Here is an 18,788-nt window from a genome sequence, read left to right on the forward strand (position 1 = left end):
CTAGCGAATTGGTTACTCCTCTGCTTTATCGCTGTCGTCTGTATTTTGGTTTACTTTGGACAAAGGATCCTATAATAAACATCTCTAAATTGTACCGAACATTTTTGGAATGGGTATAATTAAAGCATCTATAATCTTAGGGGGAGAAACTCATGGAGAAACATCCGACGTTAGAAATGTATGACTACAATGTATGGGCCAATCAAACGATCATCCATCGCTTAAAGGAGTTGCCTAAAGACATATACCATAAGGATATTCAGAGCGGTTTTTCTTCGGTAGCGAAGGTTGTGACGCATATTTATGTCGTGGAGAATATTTGGTTTGACTTGATTTCAGGGCGAACTAGGAATGAAGCTAAAGCATCAGCTGCCCAATTAGAGACCTTGTTAGCAATAAAAGATATTGAAGAAATGGATGTCCTCTATCGTGAGCTAACCAGCAAAAATAAAATGGTGTTGGCTAGTCAAATAGATAAGGACCCCACCGTTGTGTTAGATCATCCAACGATGGGATCACTTGAGACATCCATTTCCGGTGCTATCTTCCACGTAGTAAACCATGGCAGCTATCACCGTGGGAATATCGGGACTATGCTGCGACAAATGGACCATACCTCAGTGCTGCAGGATTATGTTGCCTATCTTTATAACGAGTCCAAATAATCATCGATCCGTTATCTTTGAGAATTAATTAGCCACAGCTTTGAAATATTGATAGACCTGATTTAGCTTTTTGTCATGTTTACCTTTTGGACTCTCCATATTCCCAAACTCGAAAAACTTCACTTTTTTCATACCGCAATATTGAAATAATGCTTTTCTCATCAGCACCTTATGGGAATTGTTTAACCAATATAAAGGATAAAGGGTTGGCCCCTTCATGCTGGAAATACAAACCACGGACTTCCCTTTCAGCAGCCCTTCGGGGATAAGGCCGCCCTTTTCTCTATAAGCAAAATTAGAGGCAAACATTTGATCAATATACCCGAGCAGCATGGCTGGAGGCCGGCCCCACCAGATCGGATACACAAACACAATTTTGTCGGCCTGACGAATCTGCTCACGATACTTCTCAAACTTGGGATCGATATGCATGTCTCTTCTACGTTTATTTTCGTTAAAGACCAGCACCGGATCAAATTGCTCCTCATATAGATCAAGCACCTCGATGTTCGTGATCTTTCGATTTTCATTACTTCCTTGAATGACCTTATTGAGAAAAGCATAACTTAAACTTTTATGATTCGGATGAGTATAGATGACTAAAACGTTCATTGGTCCACCTCTTTAATTATCATTTGATAACAAAATCGTATCATAACCTTTATTTAGTTGTCAAATGATAATTGTATTATGATAATTATTTTGTTAAAGTTTACACTAAGAGGTGATCGTTATGGACAAAGAAGCGTTTTTTCATAAATTAGTGACCTTTACGACGGCAGTCCATGAAGTAACATTCGACTTAACCAAAGATGTTAGACCGGAAGGTATTACGCCCGTTCAATATAGTATTCTGGAGTATATTGCGGTCAGCCAGCCTGTTACTCTCAGTCAAATTAGTGATTGTAAGAATATCTCTATGCCGAACACGAGCCGTGAGCTCAAGAAATTAACAGAAAAGAATCTTTGCGAAAAGCTGGATGTCGCAGAAGATCGGCGTAAGCAAATGATTCGGTTGTCTGACGCTGGACAAGCGATGATGAACAAAGCTTTTGGGCAGATCGGCGAACGTTTCCTGGACCGGATCAAGGATTCTTCTACTGAAGAACTGGAAGAAATCAACCGAGCACTCGATGTGCTTCAGTCCAAGGTGTTTAATAGCGACAATTGAGCAGATTAAAAAACAGAGCAGCTGCCTCCATTATAGGAGAACCGCTGCTCTGTTTTTTTCGATCGTTTATTTGGCTGATTTATCAGCTCCACATTCAGCTAAATCGCCGAATCCACTATTTCACCAGTCCACCGATAAAGGACTCAAAATTGTCAGCCAAGCGTGTGATCTTGTATTTGTTATCTCGATCTACATGGATAACCTCGGGTTCGCCATCATTTCCAAACTCGCGGTAATCCAGCATGATTACTTCATTCTCAGAAGGACAATCACAAATCACCACACCAACCTCAGGATAACGTCCATTTTCAATCACAGTCCGGCTGCCTGAAGCTCCACACAGCGACTTATTCTTATCTCGTCCAATTCCAAGGATCCCTGAAATCGTAATAAATTCTTCTGTTCCCGGAATTGGGTACCGAGTGTTATGAGGAATTCCCCCATTATGTAGCTTCATCATTTCAACGTAGTATTTTGGCAGCTTAAAAACCAGCTCTTCTTCTACTGAAGCAATCAATGCATCTGTAGGCGATTCAGAGATATATTCTGAGAACGCATACTCGCTGTCATCCCAAAAGTTGGTGGTGTCGATCGCTACTACAGGCTTCTTTGCAGGTTTATTCACAGGCTTTTTCGTAGCTTTCTTAGCCAATTTTCGTTTGATCCATCCCAAAAACTCCAAGGTGTCCTCATCATCAGGCTCTAGCTCGTCTGCAATTGTAAATGCTTTTAAAGCTTCGTCGTACCGCTTCAGATAATAATAGGAAACTCCGATACGGTAATGCCAAAGCGGGTCACCTTCACCCTCTTCTTCAATGCTCAAATACTGCTCTAAAGCTTCTTCATATTGCCCGAGATTATTAAGCGCTCTGCCCAAATGACTAGTTAGAACATAATCTCTTTCCTCTTCAGGAATTTCCGTTATTGCATCCACGATTTCTTGAAATTCATCCTCTTCATGCCAAGTATCCAATTTTCCCAATAGCTCATCACTCATCATTAATACCTCCTAGTAACGATCACTCAAAATACCTATTAGAAATTATACCATTTATAGCCTATGCCCAGCCAATCACGCATTAAAGGTGAAATTTAGTTAAAAAAACAGACCACATAGCTCTTCTGCGGTCTGTTACGTATACACAAATTCATAAGCACCCCTCATTGCTTGTTTTCAATCCTCTGCATAAACTCTTCTACGGCGCTATAGCCAAGCTGCTTCAGATACCAGTTGTTGGCGGCAGCCTCGATCAGGCCGGCTACGTCGCGGCCGGGCTGAAGCTGGATTTCAATATGCGGAATTTGGACGCCAAGATAGTCTGTGAACTTCGGTTCAAGTTCGAGCTCATTATTCAAGGAATTCTCTCGCCAAGGAGACAACTCGATATCGAGCACAATTCGCGTCTCATCCTGAAAGGCTCTACGCCCGTACTGGCGCACAACGTTAATCAGACCGATACTGCGCAGCGCTAGGAACTCGCGGGTCGTCTCGTTATGTGTGCCGAGAAGAGTTGCTGGTCCCAGCTTCTTCAGCACCACGATATCATCTGCTACAAACCGATGGCCTCTTCTAATGAGCGTATGCGCGGTTTCGCTTTTACCAATCCCCGACTTGCCCCTGAGTAGAACGCCTATGCCGGACACGTTTACACATACCCCATGAATTGAAAGCTCTGGCGCCAGCGCCTTCATCAGATAAGTGTCAATCTTTGCGATAATCTCTGTCGTCGTTTCCTGCGTCCGAAGCAGCGGGATACCTTCTTCTTCGCAGAAAAGAGTTAAATAGGGAATCTCCTGCTGACCTGTCGTCACAATAAAACATGGTGGATGATATTTGACGATATTACCAATATGTAACTTACGCTCTTCAACGCTTAGGGTTAACAGATAGTTGATTTCCTTGCAGCCCAATATTTGTACCCGCTTCGTTGGGAAAAAATCAAAGTAACCCACGAACTCCAGTCCAGGTCTATGCGTCTTTGAACGAGTAATTTCACGATCCATGCAGCTAGCACCTGCGAGCACTTCCAGCTTAAACGTTTCCGTAAGGCTTTGAACGGTAGTCGATTTCAAGGTTGTTCTCCTCCTGTGGCTGCGTATCTTGAATACGCAATACGGTTACCGGGATATATTCAACGACAAATGGGATGATTCCTGCAAAATAAACAAAAGACGTTCAATCACCGTTAAATGATTAAACGCCTTACGAATAGGACCTATTTACTCGTTAATGTAAGTGTTGACTCGGTTTTGAATCAGCTTGCTGACGTCTTCAGCGGATTTCTGACCACTCATATATGAATCAAACTCTTCAATTGCAATTGAAACGACCTTATGATCACTAGATAAATTCCTGCTTGCACCATCTAGAAGCTGATGTAATTCTTGGATTTTGCTTTCTACAGTCTCAGTATCAAACTTCTGTTCTAGAAGAGGTAGTGTTCCCGCTACTGCCTGCTGCTTAGCATCATTAAGCTGTTTCTCCACAGCTCCCTTATGCATCGCAAACCCTTGTACGACTGATGAAGATTGCATTTCCTCGGAAAGCATGAACTTAATAAAGTTCCAAGCTTCATCTTGAACCTTAGATTTGCTGTTAATACCTAAAGTGAAATATGACTTAAATGACGTCCCGCTATATTTTCCATTTACTGTTGGCTTTTGATATATTTTAAGCTTTGGATCAAGGACTTGGGACAGACCTCCTATTGGATCGAAAAGGTTAGCATTGTTGAACAAGGTTTTGGTATAGTCGTACGTAAAATCATTACTAAGTACGCCCTCATCATACATCGATTTGATTTGCTTCATCATATCTCGAAACAGATCGGAATCGAAATTCGCTTGACCTTGATCAATGAGCTTATCATAATTAGCTTCTATATACTCCGCTAACATTTGAATCGGGAATAGATTAACAAATGCGAAATAATCCTCACCAACTTTTCCCTTAAGCTTCTTGGAAATATCTTTAAACTCATCCCATGTCCATGTCTGATCATCGATTTTAATGTTAGCTTGTTCTAACAACTCTGTATTCCCAGTTAGCGCGTCGATGACAAATGAGAATGGCATTGCATACAAACCATTACCATCTTGGGAGCCCTCAAAAATATTCTGATAGTACTGATTTCGATCAAAGTCAGCATCCTTATCCATCAGATCATAGAAATTAGTCAGCATGTTCTTGGCGACATATTTGTCCTGTGGTAGATCGTTCATTACGATCATGTCCGCCCCTTTGCCAGACATCATCTGTGTGCTCACTGTTTGTATATACTTCTCAACATCGCCCTTTGAGAATGCTTCTCCTGATTGACTCATTCCATCTTCATTCGTTTGGGGTCTAGCTAGATACTCTTTGATATCAATTTGTATATCTGGACGAATTTTTTTGTATTGCTTAACCGCCTCCTCTAAATAAGGAGTTACCGCCATAGTCGCAATCTCAATCTTCTTGCCATCCTGACCTGATTGTTCATTAGATGTTCCTTCTGTACCTGATCCCACGCTGCTGCTAGAGCATCCCGATAATACGACTATCATTGCTAATAAGGCCAATACCCATCTTCTATTCAAATTCATTCATCCCCTTCAATATACTCGGATTCTATTACCTTCTTGTAATGGTTCACTTGATTCAATAATGATCTCATCATCAGGACTTAAGCCGCTCACAGCTACAATCTCATCTTCGGTTGAATCACCCGTTACAATATAAGCCTTGCGTGCAATAAACGTATTGCCGAGTGAGCTTTTCTTCTTCTCAACTACAAAGACATAGCTCCCTGTTGTATCTTTGTGAACCCATTTCTTTGGTAACACATAACCTTTTTCATTTGACTCCTTCTTTATATCCAGACTGACTTGTTCGCCACCTTTAATACCATCATCGGAGACAGAAACGACAACCTGATAACTCGATTTATCGGATGAATCTTCTTCACTGCTCTCTTGGGATGCAGCTTTAATCTCTTCAATTACACCGTTAACCAGTGTATTGTCTTTCTGCAATCGAACAGAAACCTTAGATCCAATCTCGAATAATGCCGTATTATCCGACTCGACAGCAAATGAAAATTCGAAGCCCTTACCACTATCCATTAAGGTCAGGATTGTCCCCCCTTGTGAAGCATTCATACTATCCTCTGCTGTAATCTTTGTGACTTTTCCATCAAAAGGGGCTGTCAGCGTTTGTTTATCCGCTTTTTCTTTACGCAGCTTATTTAATTTTTTTTGCGCCAGTTCAAGATCCATATTATCCAGCTCAAGAGCTCGCTCAGCCTTGGCAATCACTTGCTCATCACCACCTATCAATGCATTGAGCATATCCTCCTCAAGAATCTCCCGATTTAGCTTTTGTTTCTTAAGCGCCGTTTCCTCTTGGTATATCTGATCATCCTGATCTGAGCTGTCGAATGTCACGAGCTTTTGACCCTTCTTAACCTCAGCATTCTCTTTTACATGAACCTTCACAATTTTAGAGCCAGCCTCATTCAATAAATCCACCTGCTTTAGAGGTGTTAAGACTCCACTCCCTTTAACCTGATGAACTAATGATTTCGAGGTAAGTTTCTCCGTAACTACTTTGGGCAGCGTCATCGTTTCGAGTGTGCTGCTAAAGAAAGTCAAACCAGCCAATATCGCAAAAAACAATACAAACAAAGCAGCCGTTAATCGTTGTCGCTTAGATGTGCTTGTCATCTCATTTCCCCTATCCTTTAATTCCAGAAAGCTCTATGCCCTCAATAAAATACCGTTCCGCCAAAAGAAACAAGAGAATCATAGGCGTCATATACAAGACCGCAGCCGCAAAGGATACCCCAAGCGCATCTTCCTGTAGACGAGATAGAAAAATGGACAAGGGCTGCAAATTGGCATCCTGCAGAAAGATCAGGGGCTGCTCCACCATATTCCAGTAATCTGCAAACAGCAGAACAACAAGCGCTGCCATTCCAGGTTTAACCATAGGCAGGACAATCCTGATAAAGGATCGAAAATAACCCGCCCCATCCATTTGGGCTGCTTCCATATATGCCGTTGGAATTTGGAGCATAAATTGTCTGAGCAGGAACACACCAAACGCCGCAAATATCCCTGGTAAAATAATGGAGCTTGGACTATTAATCAGCCCTAGCCGATCGGACATGATATAGTTCGGCACAAGCGTGACCTGAAACGGCATGAGCATGGTTATCAAATACACAATAAATAAGGGCTCTCTGCCAGGAAATCGCAGCTTAGCAAATGCAAATGCCGCTAATGTTGCCACCACGACCTGGCCTATAATGATTGGAAACACCATAAATACAGAGTTCCAGAACATACGAAGAAATTGCGAGGTTGAAATAAGCACCTTATAAAATTGCTCCAGCGAAACCCAATCTGGAATCAGCTTCAAATTCACAAAATCGTTCATCTGTGTATTACCTAACATGCCGTAATTCATCATAATTTCCTTCTCCGTCATCAAGGAGCTTACCATTGTGAGCACAACCGGAAATAGCATTACCAGCGCGATTACGGCTAAGATAATAGTAAGTAGCAGTGTTCTTATCTGTTTCTTGTTCATCTACACCCCTCCCTTTACTCCATAAATGAACGGAACTTATGTTCAACTCGGAAGAGCATCAACACAATGACTAAAATACAGAGCACCATTAAGAAAGCTGCAGCCGACAGCTTCTGAATATCGAGTGATAAGAACATATTGTTCATATAGTGCTGAAGCATATAGATACTGTCATGAGGATAGTCACCCGCAACTAAATAAATTTCCCGAAATACCTTGAATGAGTTCAGAATCGACATCAGCATCACTAAAAATCCTGTCGGTATTAAATAAATCAAGGTGATCTGGTGCTTACGAGCCCAGCTTGCACCTTCCAGGTTTGCTATCTCATAATATTGATCTGGGATATTTTGCAGTCCAGCCAAGAATAGAACCACATTATAGCCAATGTTTTTCCATACATAGATAAAAATAATGACCCCTTGCGCCCACTCTGATTTCATCCAATCGATCCGCTCAATTCCAATCCACTCTAATGCATGATTGAAAAAACCATTCCAGTCGAATAGGATCTGCCATACGAGCACAATTGACGCTACTGGAACAACCAGTGGCAATACATATGAGGTACGCAGCCAATTCCGAAGATAGACTCGTTTGTTAAGCAGCATGGCAAGAGCAAGTGACAACAGAATAAGGATCGGAACACCAATTATTGTGAACCAGAATGTATTCCCTGCCGCCTTTTGAAAGGACGAGCTAGCTAATAGGCTCTGATAATTGGCAAACGATAACCCTGCCTCACCACTTGGATTCTCAAATGAAAATACAACACTTTGACCAAACGGAATCAAATAAAATAGCGCAAACCCGATCAAACTCGGAGCAAGAAAGCAGAACGCCACAAGAATCTCCTTGCGAGCCAAATATGAAATTCTCACAGCCTCAACCTCCTTTCGAGCTTGTTCCATACAAGCAACATGTTTACCGTACAAATAACTATTCTATAGATCAGCTTCGGTATTAATTTGGAGCAATTGTGGAAAAAGTATGGAAAAGCCCGCTTGAAAGGACAACTTTGTTAGAATAAAAGATGTATTGGTCAGGAGGTCTGTTGATGAAGAACTATCAAATCGCAATCGTTGAAGATGATTGTCATATAAGAGATATCGTTGAGAATTATTTACAGAAGGAAGGCTATAGCACCCTATCGTTAGGTTCAGCAGAAGAAGCGCTCATGTTATGGAACACAGAGCGCCCGGATATGTGGATTCTAGACATCATGCTTCCAGGTATGAATGGCTATGAATTCTGCAAACAAATTCGTAAGGAAGCCGAAGTTCCTATTATTATGATCTCTGCTCGTGATGAGGAAGTAGATAAGATACTTGGACTTGAGCTTGGAAGCGATGATTATTTAACTAAGCCTTTCAGCCCACGTGAGCTGGTCGCACGAGTAAATCGTTTATTCCATCGGCTTAACTCCCTTACAGAAAGATCAGAACAGAGTATAGTCTCTTCTAAATCAAACGACCTCATCATCGATGAGCTTCGTCTAGTATTAGATAGTCGTCTGGTTTACTGGAGGTCTAAAGAAATTGAAATGACGGTGAAGGAATTTTCATTGCTTCATACCTTAGCAGCGCAACCGAATCGTGCTTTTTCTCGCAATGAGTTGTTAACATTAGTGTGGGGGGATGACTATTTCGGTAGCGATCGGGCAATTGACGATTTAGTCAAAAGACTTCGTCGTAAAATGGAAGACCTGCCTCTTGAAACCGTTTGGGGCTATGGTTATCGAATGCGCGTGGATGGAGTGAAGACATAACATGAAACTAATCTATAAGCTTCATTTATCATTTGGAATATTACTGGTATGCGTACTCGTGCTTACAGCTACATTCGTTTATCCTCTACTAATGGACACACTAATCAATAATCAAAGAGAAGAGCTAAGATCACAAGGCAGTGCAATGATGGAGTTGGTCAATTCGTTACCTGTTCAAGACCTAACACCTTCTCAGTCAGCAGCAGCTATCGTACAGCCGGCTCAAGAAATTAATAGATCCGTCGATGCGTTACTCATAGAGCCGAATCGTAATATATTATTTAGTACAATGACTGAAGCGCAGACACAGACATGGCTACCGCTCATTGAACAGCACTCAAGTCACAATCAGCAGGATTTATGGGAAAATGGACAGGAGAAATATATTGTTGAGACCTTAACTTCTAATCCACAGAATCTTGATCCAACTAGTGCTGTAACCGCAGCCACCCTTGTCTTGTCTACACCGCTAAGCAAAGTAAAATCATATCAATCAGAGCTTTTTACAAGAATGATGTTCATTATGGTGATTGGGGGCATTATTGCCTTTGGCCTAAGTTTATTTATTACCAAACGTCTCGTTACTCCTCTTGAGAAATTAAAGCTTGAGCTCAAAAAAGTTGAAAAACGCCAATTCGATGAGGTGCAGCTCATTCAAACTGGCGGGGAAATTGGTGAGGTAGCCCAAAGTGTCCATCATCTCGCAGGAGAACTTAAACAATACCATCATGCTCAAAGACAATTTTTCCAGAATGCTTCTCATGAACTTAAGACCCCACTAATGACGATTCAAGGTTATGCAGAGGGAATACGAGATGGTATTTTCACCGGGGATCGTGCTGACAATGGTCTCGATGTAATCTCGAGCGAATGTGAACGGCTTAAGGGCATTGTCACAGAGATGATCTTGTTAGCCAAGCTTGAAAGTGAAGATGGTATTTTTGATCAAGAAGAAGTGTCGGTTAAACAATTAATCGATAAAACCGTCGATCGAATACGTCCATTAGCTATAAATGAGGAAGTTGACATCAAGGTAAGGTATGAAGTGGATAACCCGAGTAAACTTCATATTCATGGAGATTCGGAAAAACTATTACAAGCGGTACTAAATATTATGAGTAATGCGATCAGGCATGCATCACAAGCCGTGGATATAGAAATTTCAGAGCAGGATGGACAAGTGCAGATCGATGTCATAGATGATGGTCAAGGTATTCCTGATCAATTACTGCCTCAGCTATTTCAGCGTTTTATTAAAGGTAAGAATGGAGAAACGGGACTTGGACTCGCCATTTCACGTGCAATTGTTGAACGGTGCGACGGTACTATATCCGCTCATAACGGAGAGCATGGTGGAGCGATCTTTCGAATGAGTTTTCCTTCAAAATAAATGTCATTCTGATCCTCAAAGACTGTCATCGAATCGAATACGAACTCTTTCTATGATGCCGCCAGACAGCTCTATACTTTGTATGACTTTTTTGGCAAAGAGCCATACTAACCCTCACAGACTATGACTATCCCGAAGGAGAGTACTGATGAGCGAACAACAATGGCTGATTCCAGCAACCAAGGGATTGGGCTTCAAGTTGGACAAAGGACAGATTGTCCGGGTAACCGATGTAGAAGGAGAGCAGGTAGCCGATTTCGCTGCTTATAACGCCGTTCGCCCTAATGAACGGATTGACCCCGGTGTAACGATAGATGCTCTAGGCAAGATGAATGTTCTTCCGGGGGACATCCTCTATTCCAACCAATACAGACCACTGTTTACTATTATTAAGGATACTGTGGGCCGCCATGATTTCATTAACTCTGCCTGTCGTCCCGAGATGTATGAGGTGCTGTATAACAAAAAGAATCACGCCAGCTGCTACAATAACCTGAATGAGGCGCTGGAGGAGTTTGGCCTGCCCGCTCCCGATCAGCATTATCCGTTTAATCTTTTTATGAATACTGTCATTGATCCTTCTGGAAAAGTCAGCGTGGAGCGACCGCTTTCTAAAGCTGGGGATTATATTGAGTTGCGGGCTGAGATGGATCTGATCATTGCCATATCGGCTTGTCCCTGCTCCGAAAGTGTCTGCAACGGGTATAAATGTACACCGATTGCCGTGGAGATCCTTTAGAGTATGTCGCAAAGAGGTTCGTCTTCTAACTTACCTACTTCTTGAATAGAATGACTTGTACAAGTTAACATCTCATTCAAGGAGCGATGACCATGAATAGCTTTTTAACCTATATCGTACTCGGAATATCGTTATCTGCACCGATTGGTCCCATCAATGCAGCCCAGCTCGACCGGGGAGCGCGGATGGGATTTTTCCAATCCTGGATGATCGGACTGGGGGCTATGTGTGCGGATTTAGTGTATATGCTACTCATTTACTTTGGACTAGCCCACTTTCTGAATACCCCGTTTATGAAAACCTTCCTGTGGACATTCGGCAGCTTCGTTCTCCTTTATACCGGAATTGACACCTTAAAAAATATCAATGCCGTACCTGGATCCGCCTCACGAGGTGCACAGACCGGCACTAGCGCCTTCCGTTCAGGCTTTTTGATGGCACTAATGAACCCACTCAGCATTCTGTTCTGGTTAGGTATCTACGGCTCCATTCTGGCCAAAAGCATAGAAAATCAACATTTCGATCAGGTGCTGTGGAACAGCATGGGTATTTTTGTCGGCATCCTACTCTGGGATGTGGTGATGGCGATGCTGTCTAGCTTCTTTCATCGGTTCACCGGCCCTTCTATGCTCCGGTTCATTTCCCTTGCCGCGGGGATTTGCCTTCTTGGTTTTGGCATCTACTTCGGTTCTCAGGCATTTATACAGTTGTTTGGCTAATAGGTTCAACCAGCAAGAGCTTTCCTAGGCCTTCACCCATCTCCCTCCCTTCGCATAGGATGTTTTGAACCTAACGAGGAGGGTGTTTTTGGATGGCCCATTTGAACACAAAGGTCTGGCTGGATGAACATCTGGCTGAGCTGCCGTACTGGCAGCAGGATGCTTTTCGTCAATTTACATCTATGATTGCAGATCCCGAAGGCAAATATCCCTGTATTCCGGGACGTCAGGGGTTTCTGTCCAATCATTTGCGTTTTGGCTTCGTAGCTGATCCACGAAGTGAAGAGTCTGCAATAGAGGTCGCTCAATTACTTCGTCAATATGGGGAATGCTCGCGGGATACCGGCAAATATGCTTCCCTTGTTCTATTTTTTGAAACTCCGGAAGATTTGGCGGAAGGTTTCTCCATTGAGGAATATGAGAATTTGTTCTGGTCCATTCTGGGCCGCGTCAGCGCGGTAGACACGGTGCCTTGGCCGAATGAAATTTCTACAGATCCCTCCCATCCTTCGTGGGAGTTCTGCTTTGATGGGCACCCGTATTTCGCGTTCTGCGCAACCCCGGCACATGAGCTGCGGAGAAGCCGCCATACCCCTTATTTTGTCATTGCCTTTCAGCCGCGTTGGGTATTTGAGAATATTAACAATTCTACCGCATTTGGCCGCAATATGAAGAAGCAGATCCGTAAGAAGCTTGCTGACTACGATAGTGTTCCCGCACATCCTTCCCTTCAATGGTATGGGCAGGAGGATAGTCTGGAATGGAAGCAATATTTTCTGCGAGATGACGAAAGTGCGCCGTCTAAATGTCCATATACTTATATGAAGAACAAGTTCAAAGCAATAGGAATTAAATTTCACTCTTAAGCGCTTATGAGGTTTGTGCGCGTTTTTTCAAGAGGTGCTCCCTAAACCAGGTAATCAACGCAATGACACAGATGATCAGAAGGCTGGACCAGAAGCCGGGACGGCCCCCTTTTTCAAAAAGTGTACCTGCCACGGCAGTAATGATCAGTGCCATAGCGACCATGGATCTAATCCAACCGCCCATCTTTGGTCTCAATAACTTAAGGAAAGAGGCAAGGATAAATAGCCATGTGTACAAAATAACTAGACCGGCCGCCGTGGTGATATGCTCAAAAATTTGCTTTGGCAGAAACAAGCTCAGTACAATTGTCACGCACAGGCCCAGCATATTGATACCAAGCGCGTAGAGCGGCATCTTTCTTTTTCCTTTGGTCACCGCCAGCCAAGAAGGAGCATCTTTATCCTCGGCCAAGGTTACCAGCATAGTCGAGACCGCATACAATGAAGCCACTAAAATAGAGAACCCGGCCACGATCATTACCCCGTTCAGTACATATACAAGAATAGGTAGTCCCATCGCTTCAAGTGCAGCAATAATTGAGCTTTGATCAGGTCTCACTTTCTCAGGGCTCACGAATAATAATGCAAGTCCTATCGACAGTACATAGAGCAGGGTCACGCCCAGCAGCATAAACCTGCCTGCTTTCGGAGCTTCTTTTGAGTCGCGTAGGTCCATCGCCATAAAGCCCATTACCTCAATACCCCCAAAAGCATAGAACGCATAAAGTAACCCTTTCCAAGCACCCATCCATCCTTTATTCAACCATGCTGTCGAACTGTGAACCGTATCCCAATTCCCCCTTCCCCTCAAAAGGGCAACTACGGCGACCACGATGAACATCAGTACCGCGGCGATTTTGATCATGGCGAATAGATTTTCCGCTTTGTTAATCCCCTGGCTACCTAGAATAATGACCAGCAGACCCAGTACAGCATAAATTGCGGTAAAAACCCAAAGCGGCCAACTCGGAAACCAGACCCGCGAAAACAGGCCCAAAGCAGTCAAGGTACTGCCGAGTATTAGAATTTCTGAGCACCAATAGATCCAGCCCATGCCAAACCCGGCCCAGCGGCCAAAAGCCTCTTTGGCATAACTACGAAAAGAGCCCTTTTGAGGATTCTGTATAGTCATTTGGGCCAGCGCCTCATAGACGAACAGAGTTGCCACAGCCGCCAACACAAAAATAACCAACACCAATAATCCGCTCTTACGGATAGCGATGCTGGAACCAAGAAAGAATCCCGTGCCAATCGTGCAGCCTACACCAAATAAAGTAAGCTGCCACCAAGGTAGCTTGCCAGTTGGAGTACCCATATGTATATCCCTCCGTCTGGTGTTACTATGCGTTATCGGGTGTTATTTTATTCTGGTATAGGCTTAGGCAGGCAAAAGAAGACCCGACTTCCTGTTCAACAACAAGCGAGTCGGGTCTTCTACAGTTAGAATGGTCAGCGCCCTAATTATTTACGGGCATCTGAGGAGATCCGGCAGCGGGAACATAGGCATCCAGCATCTGCTGTATTACTGAAACCTGAAGCTGCGGAACCTGATAATAGGCATGTTTGTTCTGATAAAGGAACAACTCATATCCCATTTCAATAAAATGCTGCACCTGTGAAGCCAGCACCCGACGTAGCGCTGGGTTCGTCACTTCCGGTGAAGACATAGCCAGCAGTGAGGCATGGGATTTGATTAGACCCAGCATATACCCGCTGACGCCCGCATCTTTCACATCCGCCAGTGACGAGTTAGGCTTCTTGGGCGGGGCCGGTTGGAGGCCGTAAACCGGCTGTGTCATATTCGGGATAAGATAGGTAGCCGTTTCCTGGCTTGGCTTTTGCCCTGTTTTAAAGCATTGGCAGGTCAAGTTGTACTGATCCAGCATGAAATTGTACTGCCGATCCAAGATAGACAATAGCTCTTGATCCTGTACAAAGGTTCTGAACATCATGAACTGGTCCAGTAAATTGATCTGGCAGGACAATACCTCGTGCACATCGAACATTTCGTGGGCGCCGTGGCCTAGCTGCTGTCCACCCATCTTCATGCTTCCTGACTGTAATTGCTGCTGCAAAGTATATTCTCCTTTGTTCTTAGATGAGTACCCTCTATAATATGAAGGATCAGGTAGCCAATTATGCACGCAGTTATATTTTCATCCCTCCATATCTAAGTCAAAGTGCCTCACTTACTGCAACCTTCTTATTTTGAATCCGAAGATTCCTTCTATGTGTCGTGAATAATCCGAAGTACCCTAGCGTTACGAGGATACAGATTATAACATCAACTACAATTAAGTTCTGATAATTCCCAAAATAATCGAAGGACAGGCCTCCGATTAATGCACCTACTATACCGCCGCCCTGGTGCATGAGAAGTAGAACACCGGTATGTTTTCCTTTACCCTTTGCAAACTCATTAATGACAAGCATTCCACCTGGTAATGCACTTAAGTAGGTAATTCCGAACGCTATAGCAAAAAGAATAGGTGAACTTCCCAAGTGCATAAAGAGGAAAGAAAAACCTATAATACGTATGCCATACAATAGAGACATCATCATTAATTTATTGTATCGGTCCAGAAAATAGCCGCAAATGAGTGCCCCCGTGATTTCCATAATACCAAGGATGCTCATAGATAAGGCGATCATGCTTGGTGATACACCTGCCAACTGATGTATGGCTACCAAATTCATCTCGACGGATCCCATATTGATACCGCAGGTGAACAGCGCAATCGCGACTACGACAAAGATAGGAATAGAAATAAATTTTTTGGACGGTGGAGTTACTCTAGGTGATGTATCTTGACCTTCGACTTCTATTGAACGCTCCGAAGGAGCTCTCTCCGTATTTTTCTGTTGTGAACTCTTAATTCCTAACCAAATTACGGGAAGTGTTACACAAACACCTAGGATAAAAGAAGCCACAAAGGCGTTTTTCCAAGTCAGCCAGTCCATGGATACGAAAATGGGTGTAATAATCGCTAATCCTACAGAAGAGGCACTCGCCAGCAAGGCCATTGCTTTAGCCCGATGATGCCGAAACCATTCAAACATCAATATATAATTTGTCGTCGCCCCAATACCTGCCAAACCAGAGATAACACCGTATCCAATAAAAAAGACAATAGGATGGTGGCCTAACACGACAATACCAGTACCCAAAGTACTCATGATTGCACTTAACATTAGTATCTTCTTTGTGCCATAACGATCCACGAGCCAGCCCCCCAAAGGCGCGCATACGGCTACGATAAATAAATTGGTGGACCATGCCATTGAGATGAATCCCCTGCTAATCTGTAAATCCGTCGATATTTGCACCTGAAAAAAAGACAAGCTGAAGCGAGTCAATGCACCAATAAATCCAATAACCCAGAGAGATCCTAATCCAATCCATGCATACCTGGATTCCTTAAACCATGTCGTTTCCATTATGGTTTCCACCCCTGTCTATTATAAAAGATACCGATCGGTATCTTTTATAATAGCATAGATGCTTTTCTTTGCAACAGAATTATTTCATTTGATATACTACGTGTACATATACAATCAAGAACGGAGGATGACAATGGAAAAGGGTGAGAAGACTCGCACTTACATCATAGCTAAAGCCGCTGAACTGTTTAACCAGAAAGGATATTCGGGCTCATCCTTATCTGATATAACAGAATTGACAGGCATTAAGAAAGGTGGCATTTATCGTCATTTTTCCAGTAAGGATGAGATTGCATATGAAGCCTTTAGCTATGCGGGTAGTATTGTGGGGGCCCAACTAGCTCATGCCATTAGTCAGCAAGAAACGGCCTCTGGCAAGCTATTAGCTTATTTACATGTGTACGAGAAAGTAGTTGAAGCGCCACCCTTTATTGGGGGGTGCCCGCTGCTCAACACGGCTATTGAAAGCGACGACAGTCATCCAGGCTTACGTGAAAAAGCCCAGCAAGCCCTAATAGGCACACTGGAATTCAAAAAGAAAATCATTTCTGAAGGTGTACAAAGTGGTGAATTCAAACCTGATCTCGATATTGAGGCACTAGCTACCTTCTCCCTTTCCATCATGGAAGGCGGCATCATGATGAGTAAGCTCGAGGGAAATAATCGGCATATACGGATGAATATCAAGAGCTTTGCTGCTTATTTAAAAAAAGAGTGTCTACGCGAGCCTAGTTAGTTCACTCAAAACTTTTTTAACATACAAAGATTTCAAAATAAAAAGGAGCTTCGTCATTACTCACGAGGCTCCTTTAGCTTAATCTTAGTTCCTTAACTTTATTTATGTTCCAACCACTGACATTCTGTGATTTCTATTTCTGTAAATGTTGCTTTAAATGACGAATCCTCTGGGCTACAAGCATATAAACCAAAGTTGATATGATCACTCCCTTCAAACAAATGAAAAATACGCATCTGCTTAAAGGTAATCCCATCTAAAGAGTTTTCAACGCAGAAGTCACTCCCACGTCGACTTAATCTGTAATACATTGTTTTTATTGTTGCGTCGAGATCTGTTGTTGCCCAGTCTGAATATCCATGATTCGTAACCACACTACCCAATCTTTGATATTCTTCATTCTCATATTCAATCGATGCCTTGAACCAATTGTCACTGTCCTGATAGACAATTACTCCACACTGGTCAAATCTATGAGCGCTGTCAAAATCAGTTTTCACTATAAAAGAAAAGTATTTCTCATCCGTCTTCATTAGCAACGCAGGTGCATTATCGTTCCTGAACCCATAATAGGTGCGTTGCCAAAAATCCGTATTAGGCTCAGTTATAATTTCAATCTTCTCATCTGTAATAGAAAAAGTGTTTACTGGATACTGCCAAAAAAGATTTTCTTTTAAAAAGTTCATCTCACTGCTCCTTATCTAGGTCCCTCTTTACCCTTGAATGTCCCTTCTGGCATCTTGCTCGGCGAGAATCTCTTTGTCCTCCGCGTTATCTCTCGTCACTTTCTGAACGCCAACGGCGCTATATGAAATCAACAGAATAACAGCTATATAATACCCCTTTACATTCAATTGAAATGGAGCATTGTACAGACCAATAAAGAACATTACATACCCAATAACCAAGCCTGCAAAAGCCATAATTGTGAAAGCCCCTGTATTTCTCATCCTGTGTTTCGGATTTTCTAGCTTAATTTCTTTATCCTCTGAATTGTCTCTAACGACCTTTTGCACAACGATACAGCTAATCGTAATTAACACCATGCAAAGCAAATAATACCCTTTCACGTTCAATTCCCAATCGTCGTTGTACACCCCCAAACAGAATAGAAAAAGACCTGCAGCCAATGCAAAATACGATACCCCTGTGAAAGCAGCTGTGTTGCGTTTACGATACCTCTGATTCATCAGACGATTCCTCTCCCAATACAGAATTGAATGGTGTTATAGCCTTCTTCACTATACCGTGGAACATCGGTAAAATTCTACCATTAATTAGGTTGTTTTGGGAAACACAAAGAAAACGGTCTCAGTCCCAGGCAATTCAGGACTAAAGCCGCCTCCTATATTTTCTGCAACTTTATGATTTAGAAAAAATGCTACTCCCTTTCCTGATCCACCAATTGCTGCTGTGCGAGACGAACCATCTCGCGGACCATCGATCCACCAATTTTTCCACCAATCTGACCCACTGATTCTGTGCTCAAATGTCCATTCTCACCGTGTTCCAATGGGATACCAAGTTCTTTTGCGACTTCATATTTCACATCATCAGGCCGCTCCGGATCTACATCATAACCCTCGCGACGCATCACCTCGGCCTTAAACGTTTGCATCCCGCGATTGACTCCCGGCACTACATATTTCCTGTTTCTTCTGGACATCCCTTATCCCCTCCTAACATGTTTTAAGTAACATGCCCGGAAAACGAAATCTCCA

Annotated in this window: 21 protein-coding genes and 1 pseudogene; 8 read left to right on the forward strand and 14 right to left on the reverse strand. The window is 42.9% G+C overall.

Annotated elements, in window-relative coordinates; genetic code table 11:
- Positions 1-152 precede the first annotated feature (152 nt).
- Entirely contained in the window at positions 153-665 is a 513-nt protein-coding gene (locus MKY99_RS29770) for a DinB family protein (protein ID WP_339267930.1), read from the forward strand.
- 24 nt (positions 666-689) lie between these two features.
- Here MKY99_RS29770 and MKY99_RS29775 read toward each other — a convergent pair whose 3' ends face one another.
- Entirely contained in the window at positions 690-1,277 is a 588-nt protein-coding gene (locus MKY99_RS29775; RefSeq protein WP_042192931.1) for an NAD(P)H-dependent oxidoreductase, read from the reverse strand.
- A 121-nt stretch (positions 1,278-1,398) separates the two neighbouring features.
- Here MKY99_RS29775 and MKY99_RS29780 point away from each other — a divergent pair, with 121 nt between their 5' ends.
- Entirely contained in the window at positions 1,399-1,836 is a 438-nt protein-coding gene (locus tag MKY99_RS29780) for a MarR family transcriptional regulator (RefSeq protein ID WP_076284992.1), read from the forward strand.
- Positions 1,837-1,951: 115 nt separating this feature from the next.
- On the opposite strand, the gene MKY99_RS29785 is transcribed toward MKY99_RS29780, so the two are convergent.
- From MKY99_RS29785 to MKY99_RS29810, 6 genes are all read right to left on the reverse strand, one after another.
- Positions 1,952-2,833 carry an SMI1/KNR4 family protein gene (locus tag MKY99_RS29785; protein ID WP_042192935.1) on the reverse strand — a complete coding sequence of 294 codons (882 nt, stop codon included), beginning with the start codon at positions 2,831-2,833 and terminating at the stop codon, positions 1,952-1,954.
- A 164-nt stretch (positions 2,834-2,997) separates the two neighbouring features.
- Positions 2,998-3,909: an HPr(Ser) kinase/phosphatase gene (gene hprK / locus MKY99_RS29790; RefSeq protein WP_076298055.1), complete on the reverse strand. Its 912-nt coding sequence runs from the start codon at positions 3,907-3,909 to the stop codon at positions 2,998-3,000.
- A 147-nt stretch (positions 3,910-4,056) separates the two neighbouring features.
- Complete coding sequence (locus tag MKY99_RS29795) at positions 4,057-5,415, reverse strand: extracellular solute-binding protein (protein ID WP_339267934.1); 1,359 nt, start codon at positions 5,413-5,415, stop codon at positions 4,057-4,059.
- Between the two features lie 15 nt (positions 5,416-5,430).
- Positions 5,431-6,540, reverse strand: coding sequence for an efflux RND transporter periplasmic adaptor subunit (locus MKY99_RS29800; RefSeq protein ID WP_339267936.1), 1,110 nt, complete (start codon positions 6,538-6,540; stop codon positions 5,431-5,433).
- Between the two features lie 10 nt (positions 6,541-6,550).
- Positions 6,551-7,408, reverse strand: a complete 858-nt coding sequence (locus MKY99_RS29805) for a carbohydrate ABC transporter permease (RefSeq protein ID WP_339267938.1) — start codon at positions 7,406-7,408, stop codon at positions 6,551-6,553.
- Positions 7,409-7,422: 14 nt separating this feature from the next.
- On the reverse strand, positions 7,423-8,289 hold the full coding sequence (locus tag MKY99_RS29810; protein ID WP_256716186.1) for a sugar ABC transporter permease: 867 nt from the start codon (positions 8,287-8,289) through the stop codon (positions 7,423-7,425).
- 176 nt (positions 8,290-8,465) lie between these two features.
- Here MKY99_RS29810 and MKY99_RS29815 point away from each other — a divergent pair, with 176 nt between their 5' ends.
- The 5 genes from MKY99_RS29815 to MKY99_RS29835 all read left to right on the forward strand — a co-directional run bounded on the left by MKY99_RS29815 (position 8,466) and on the right by MKY99_RS29835 (position 12,890).
- Positions 8,466-9,176 carry a response regulator transcription factor gene (locus MKY99_RS29815; RefSeq protein WP_339244069.1) on the forward strand — a complete coding sequence of 237 codons (711 nt, stop codon included), beginning with the start codon at positions 8,466-8,468 and terminating at the stop codon, positions 9,174-9,176.
- 1 nt (position 9,177) lies between these two features.
- Positions 9,178-10,566, forward strand: coding sequence for a HAMP domain-containing sensor histidine kinase (locus MKY99_RS29820; protein WP_339267941.1), 1,389 nt, complete (start codon positions 9,178-9,180; stop codon positions 10,564-10,566).
- 148 nt (positions 10,567-10,714) lie between these two features.
- A complete protein-coding gene (locus tag MKY99_RS29825; RefSeq protein WP_339244073.1) occupies positions 10,715-11,305 on the forward strand; it encodes an urea carboxylase-associated family protein in 591 nt (196 codons plus the stop codon).
- Between the two features lie 92 nt (positions 11,306-11,397).
- Positions 11,398-12,024, forward strand: coding sequence for a LysE family transporter (locus MKY99_RS29830; protein ID WP_076285001.1), 627 nt, complete (start codon positions 11,398-11,400; stop codon positions 12,022-12,024).
- 92 nt (positions 12,025-12,116) lie between these two features.
- Positions 12,117-12,890, forward strand: coding sequence for a YqcI/YcgG family protein (locus MKY99_RS29835; protein WP_339267944.1), 774 nt, complete (start codon positions 12,117-12,119; stop codon positions 12,888-12,890).
- A 4-nt stretch (positions 12,891-12,894) separates the two neighbouring features.
- On the opposite strand, the gene MKY99_RS29840 is transcribed toward MKY99_RS29835, so the two are convergent.
- The 3 genes from MKY99_RS29840 to MKY99_RS29850 form a co-directional block, all read right to left on the reverse strand.
- Entirely contained in the window at positions 12,895-14,205 is a 1,311-nt protein-coding gene (locus MKY99_RS29840; RefSeq protein ID WP_339267946.1) for an amino acid permease, read from the reverse strand.
- A gap of 142 nt (positions 14,206-14,347) precedes the next feature.
- Entirely contained in the window at positions 14,348-14,938 is a 591-nt protein-coding gene (locus tag MKY99_RS29845) for a spore coat protein (RefSeq protein WP_339271834.1), read from the reverse strand.
- A gap of 127 nt (positions 14,939-15,065) precedes the next feature.
- On the reverse strand, positions 15,066-16,328 hold the full coding sequence (locus MKY99_RS29850) for an MFS transporter (protein ID WP_339267948.1): 1,263 nt from the start codon (positions 16,326-16,328) through the stop codon (positions 15,066-15,068).
- Positions 16,329-16,464: 136 nt separating this feature from the next.
- On the opposite strand from MKY99_RS29850, the gene MKY99_RS29855 reads away from it, so the two are divergent.
- A complete protein-coding gene (locus MKY99_RS29855) occupies positions 16,465-17,067 on the forward strand; it encodes a TetR/AcrR family transcriptional regulator (RefSeq protein ID WP_339267950.1) in 603 nt (200 codons plus the stop codon).
- Between the two features lie 98 nt (positions 17,068-17,165).
- Here the strand turns inward: MKY99_RS29855 and MKY99_RS29860 are convergent, their stop codons facing one another.
- From MKY99_RS29860 to MKY99_RS29875, 4 genes and pseudogenes are all read right to left on the reverse strand, one after another.
- Complete coding sequence (locus MKY99_RS29860; protein WP_339267952.1) at positions 17,166-17,753, reverse strand: DUF1349 domain-containing protein; 588 nt, start codon at positions 17,751-17,753, stop codon at positions 17,166-17,168.
- 27 nt (positions 17,754-17,780) lie between these two features.
- Positions 17,781-18,017 (reverse strand): YiaA/YiaB family inner membrane protein, encoded by a 237-nt coding sequence (locus tag MKY99_RS29865; protein ID WP_306035596.1) that lies wholly within the window; start codon positions 18,015-18,017, stop codon positions 17,781-17,783.
- A gap of 24 nt (positions 18,018-18,041) precedes the next feature.
- A pseudogene (locus MKY99_RS29870) lies at positions 18,042-18,257 on the reverse strand (YiaA/YiaB family inner membrane protein); the annotation flags it as partial.
- Between the two features lie 191 nt (positions 18,258-18,448).
- A complete protein-coding gene (locus MKY99_RS29875) occupies positions 18,449-18,733 on the reverse strand; it encodes a small, acid-soluble spore protein, alpha/beta type (RefSeq protein ID WP_339267953.1) in 285 nt (94 codons plus the stop codon).
- Positions 18,734-18,788: the final 55 nt, after the last annotated feature.

Origin of the sequence: Paenibacillus sp. FSL R5-0470, assembly GCF_037975205.1 — a bacterium.
Lineage (GTDB): Bacteria > Bacillota > Bacilli > Paenibacillales > Paenibacillaceae > Paenibacillus_AQ.

What these genes read in the sequence shown, in the direction of transcription:
- MKY99_RS29805 (WP_339267938.1), bottom strand. Translation starts at nt 7,408, where the DNA reads ATGAACAAGAAACAGATAAGAACACTGCTACTTACTATTATCTTAGCC.
- MKY99_RS29865 (WP_306035596.1), bottom strand. Translation starts at nt 18,017, where the DNA reads ATGAGAAATACAGGGGCTTTCACAATTATGGCTTTTGCAGGCTTGGTT.
- MKY99_RS29855 (WP_339267950.1), top strand. Translation starts at nt 16,465, where the DNA reads ATGGAAAAGGGTGAGAAGACTCGCACTTACATCATAGCTAAAGCCGCT.
- MKY99_RS29775 (WP_042192931.1), bottom strand. Translation starts at nt 1,277, where the DNA reads ATGAACGTTTTAGTCATCTATACTCATCCGAATCATAAAAGTTTAAGT.
- MKY99_RS29815 (WP_339244069.1), top strand. Translation starts at nt 8,466, where the DNA reads ATGAAGAACTATCAAATCGCAATCGTTGAAGATGATTGTCATATAAGA.
- MKY99_RS29780 (WP_076284992.1), top strand. Translation starts at nt 1,399, where the DNA reads ATGGACAAAGAAGCGTTTTTTCATAAATTAGTGACCTTTACGACGGCA.
- MKY99_RS29830 (WP_076285001.1), top strand. Translation starts at nt 11,398, where the DNA reads ATGAATAGCTTTTTAACCTATATCGTACTCGGAATATCGTTATCTGCA.
- MKY99_RS29800 (WP_339267936.1), bottom strand. Translation starts at nt 6,540, where the DNA reads ATGACAAGCACATCTAAGCGACAACGATTAACGGCTGCTTTGTTTGTA.
- MKY99_RS29835 (WP_339267944.1), top strand. Translation starts at nt 12,117, where the DNA reads ATGGCCCATTTGAACACAAAGGTCTGGCTGGATGAACATCTGGCTGAG.
- MKY99_RS29845 (WP_339271834.1), bottom strand. Translation starts at nt 14,938, where the DNA reads ATGAAGATGGGTGGACAGCAGCTAGGCCACGGCGCCCACGAAATGTTC.
- MKY99_RS29840 (WP_339267946.1), bottom strand. Translation starts at nt 14,205, where the DNA reads ATGGGTACTCCAACTGGCAAGCTACCTTGGTGGCAGCTTACTTTATTT.
- MKY99_RS29770 (WP_339267930.1), top strand. Translation starts at nt 153, where the DNA reads ATGGAGAAACATCCGACGTTAGAAATGTATGACTACAATGTATGGGCC.
- MKY99_RS29875 (WP_339267953.1), bottom strand. Translation starts at nt 18,733, where the DNA reads ATGTCCAGAAGAAACAGGAAATATGTAGTGCCGGGAGTCAATCGCGGG.
- MKY99_RS29850 (WP_339267948.1), bottom strand. Translation starts at nt 16,328, where the DNA reads ATGGAAACGACATGGTTTAAGGAATCCAGGTATGCATGGATTGGATTA.
- MKY99_RS29860 (WP_339267952.1), bottom strand. Translation starts at nt 17,753, where the DNA reads ATGAACTTTTTAAAAGAAAATCTTTTTTGGCAGTATCCAGTAAACACT.
- MKY99_RS29825 (WP_339244073.1), top strand. Translation starts at nt 10,715, where the DNA reads ATGAGCGAACAACAATGGCTGATTCCAGCAACCAAGGGATTGGGCTTC.
- MKY99_RS29785 (WP_042192935.1), bottom strand. Translation starts at nt 2,833, where the DNA reads ATGAGTGATGAGCTATTGGGAAAATTGGATACTTGGCATGAAGAGGAT.
- MKY99_RS29820 (WP_339267941.1), top strand. Translation starts at nt 9,178, where the DNA reads ATGAAACTAATCTATAAGCTTCATTTATCATTTGGAATATTACTGGTA.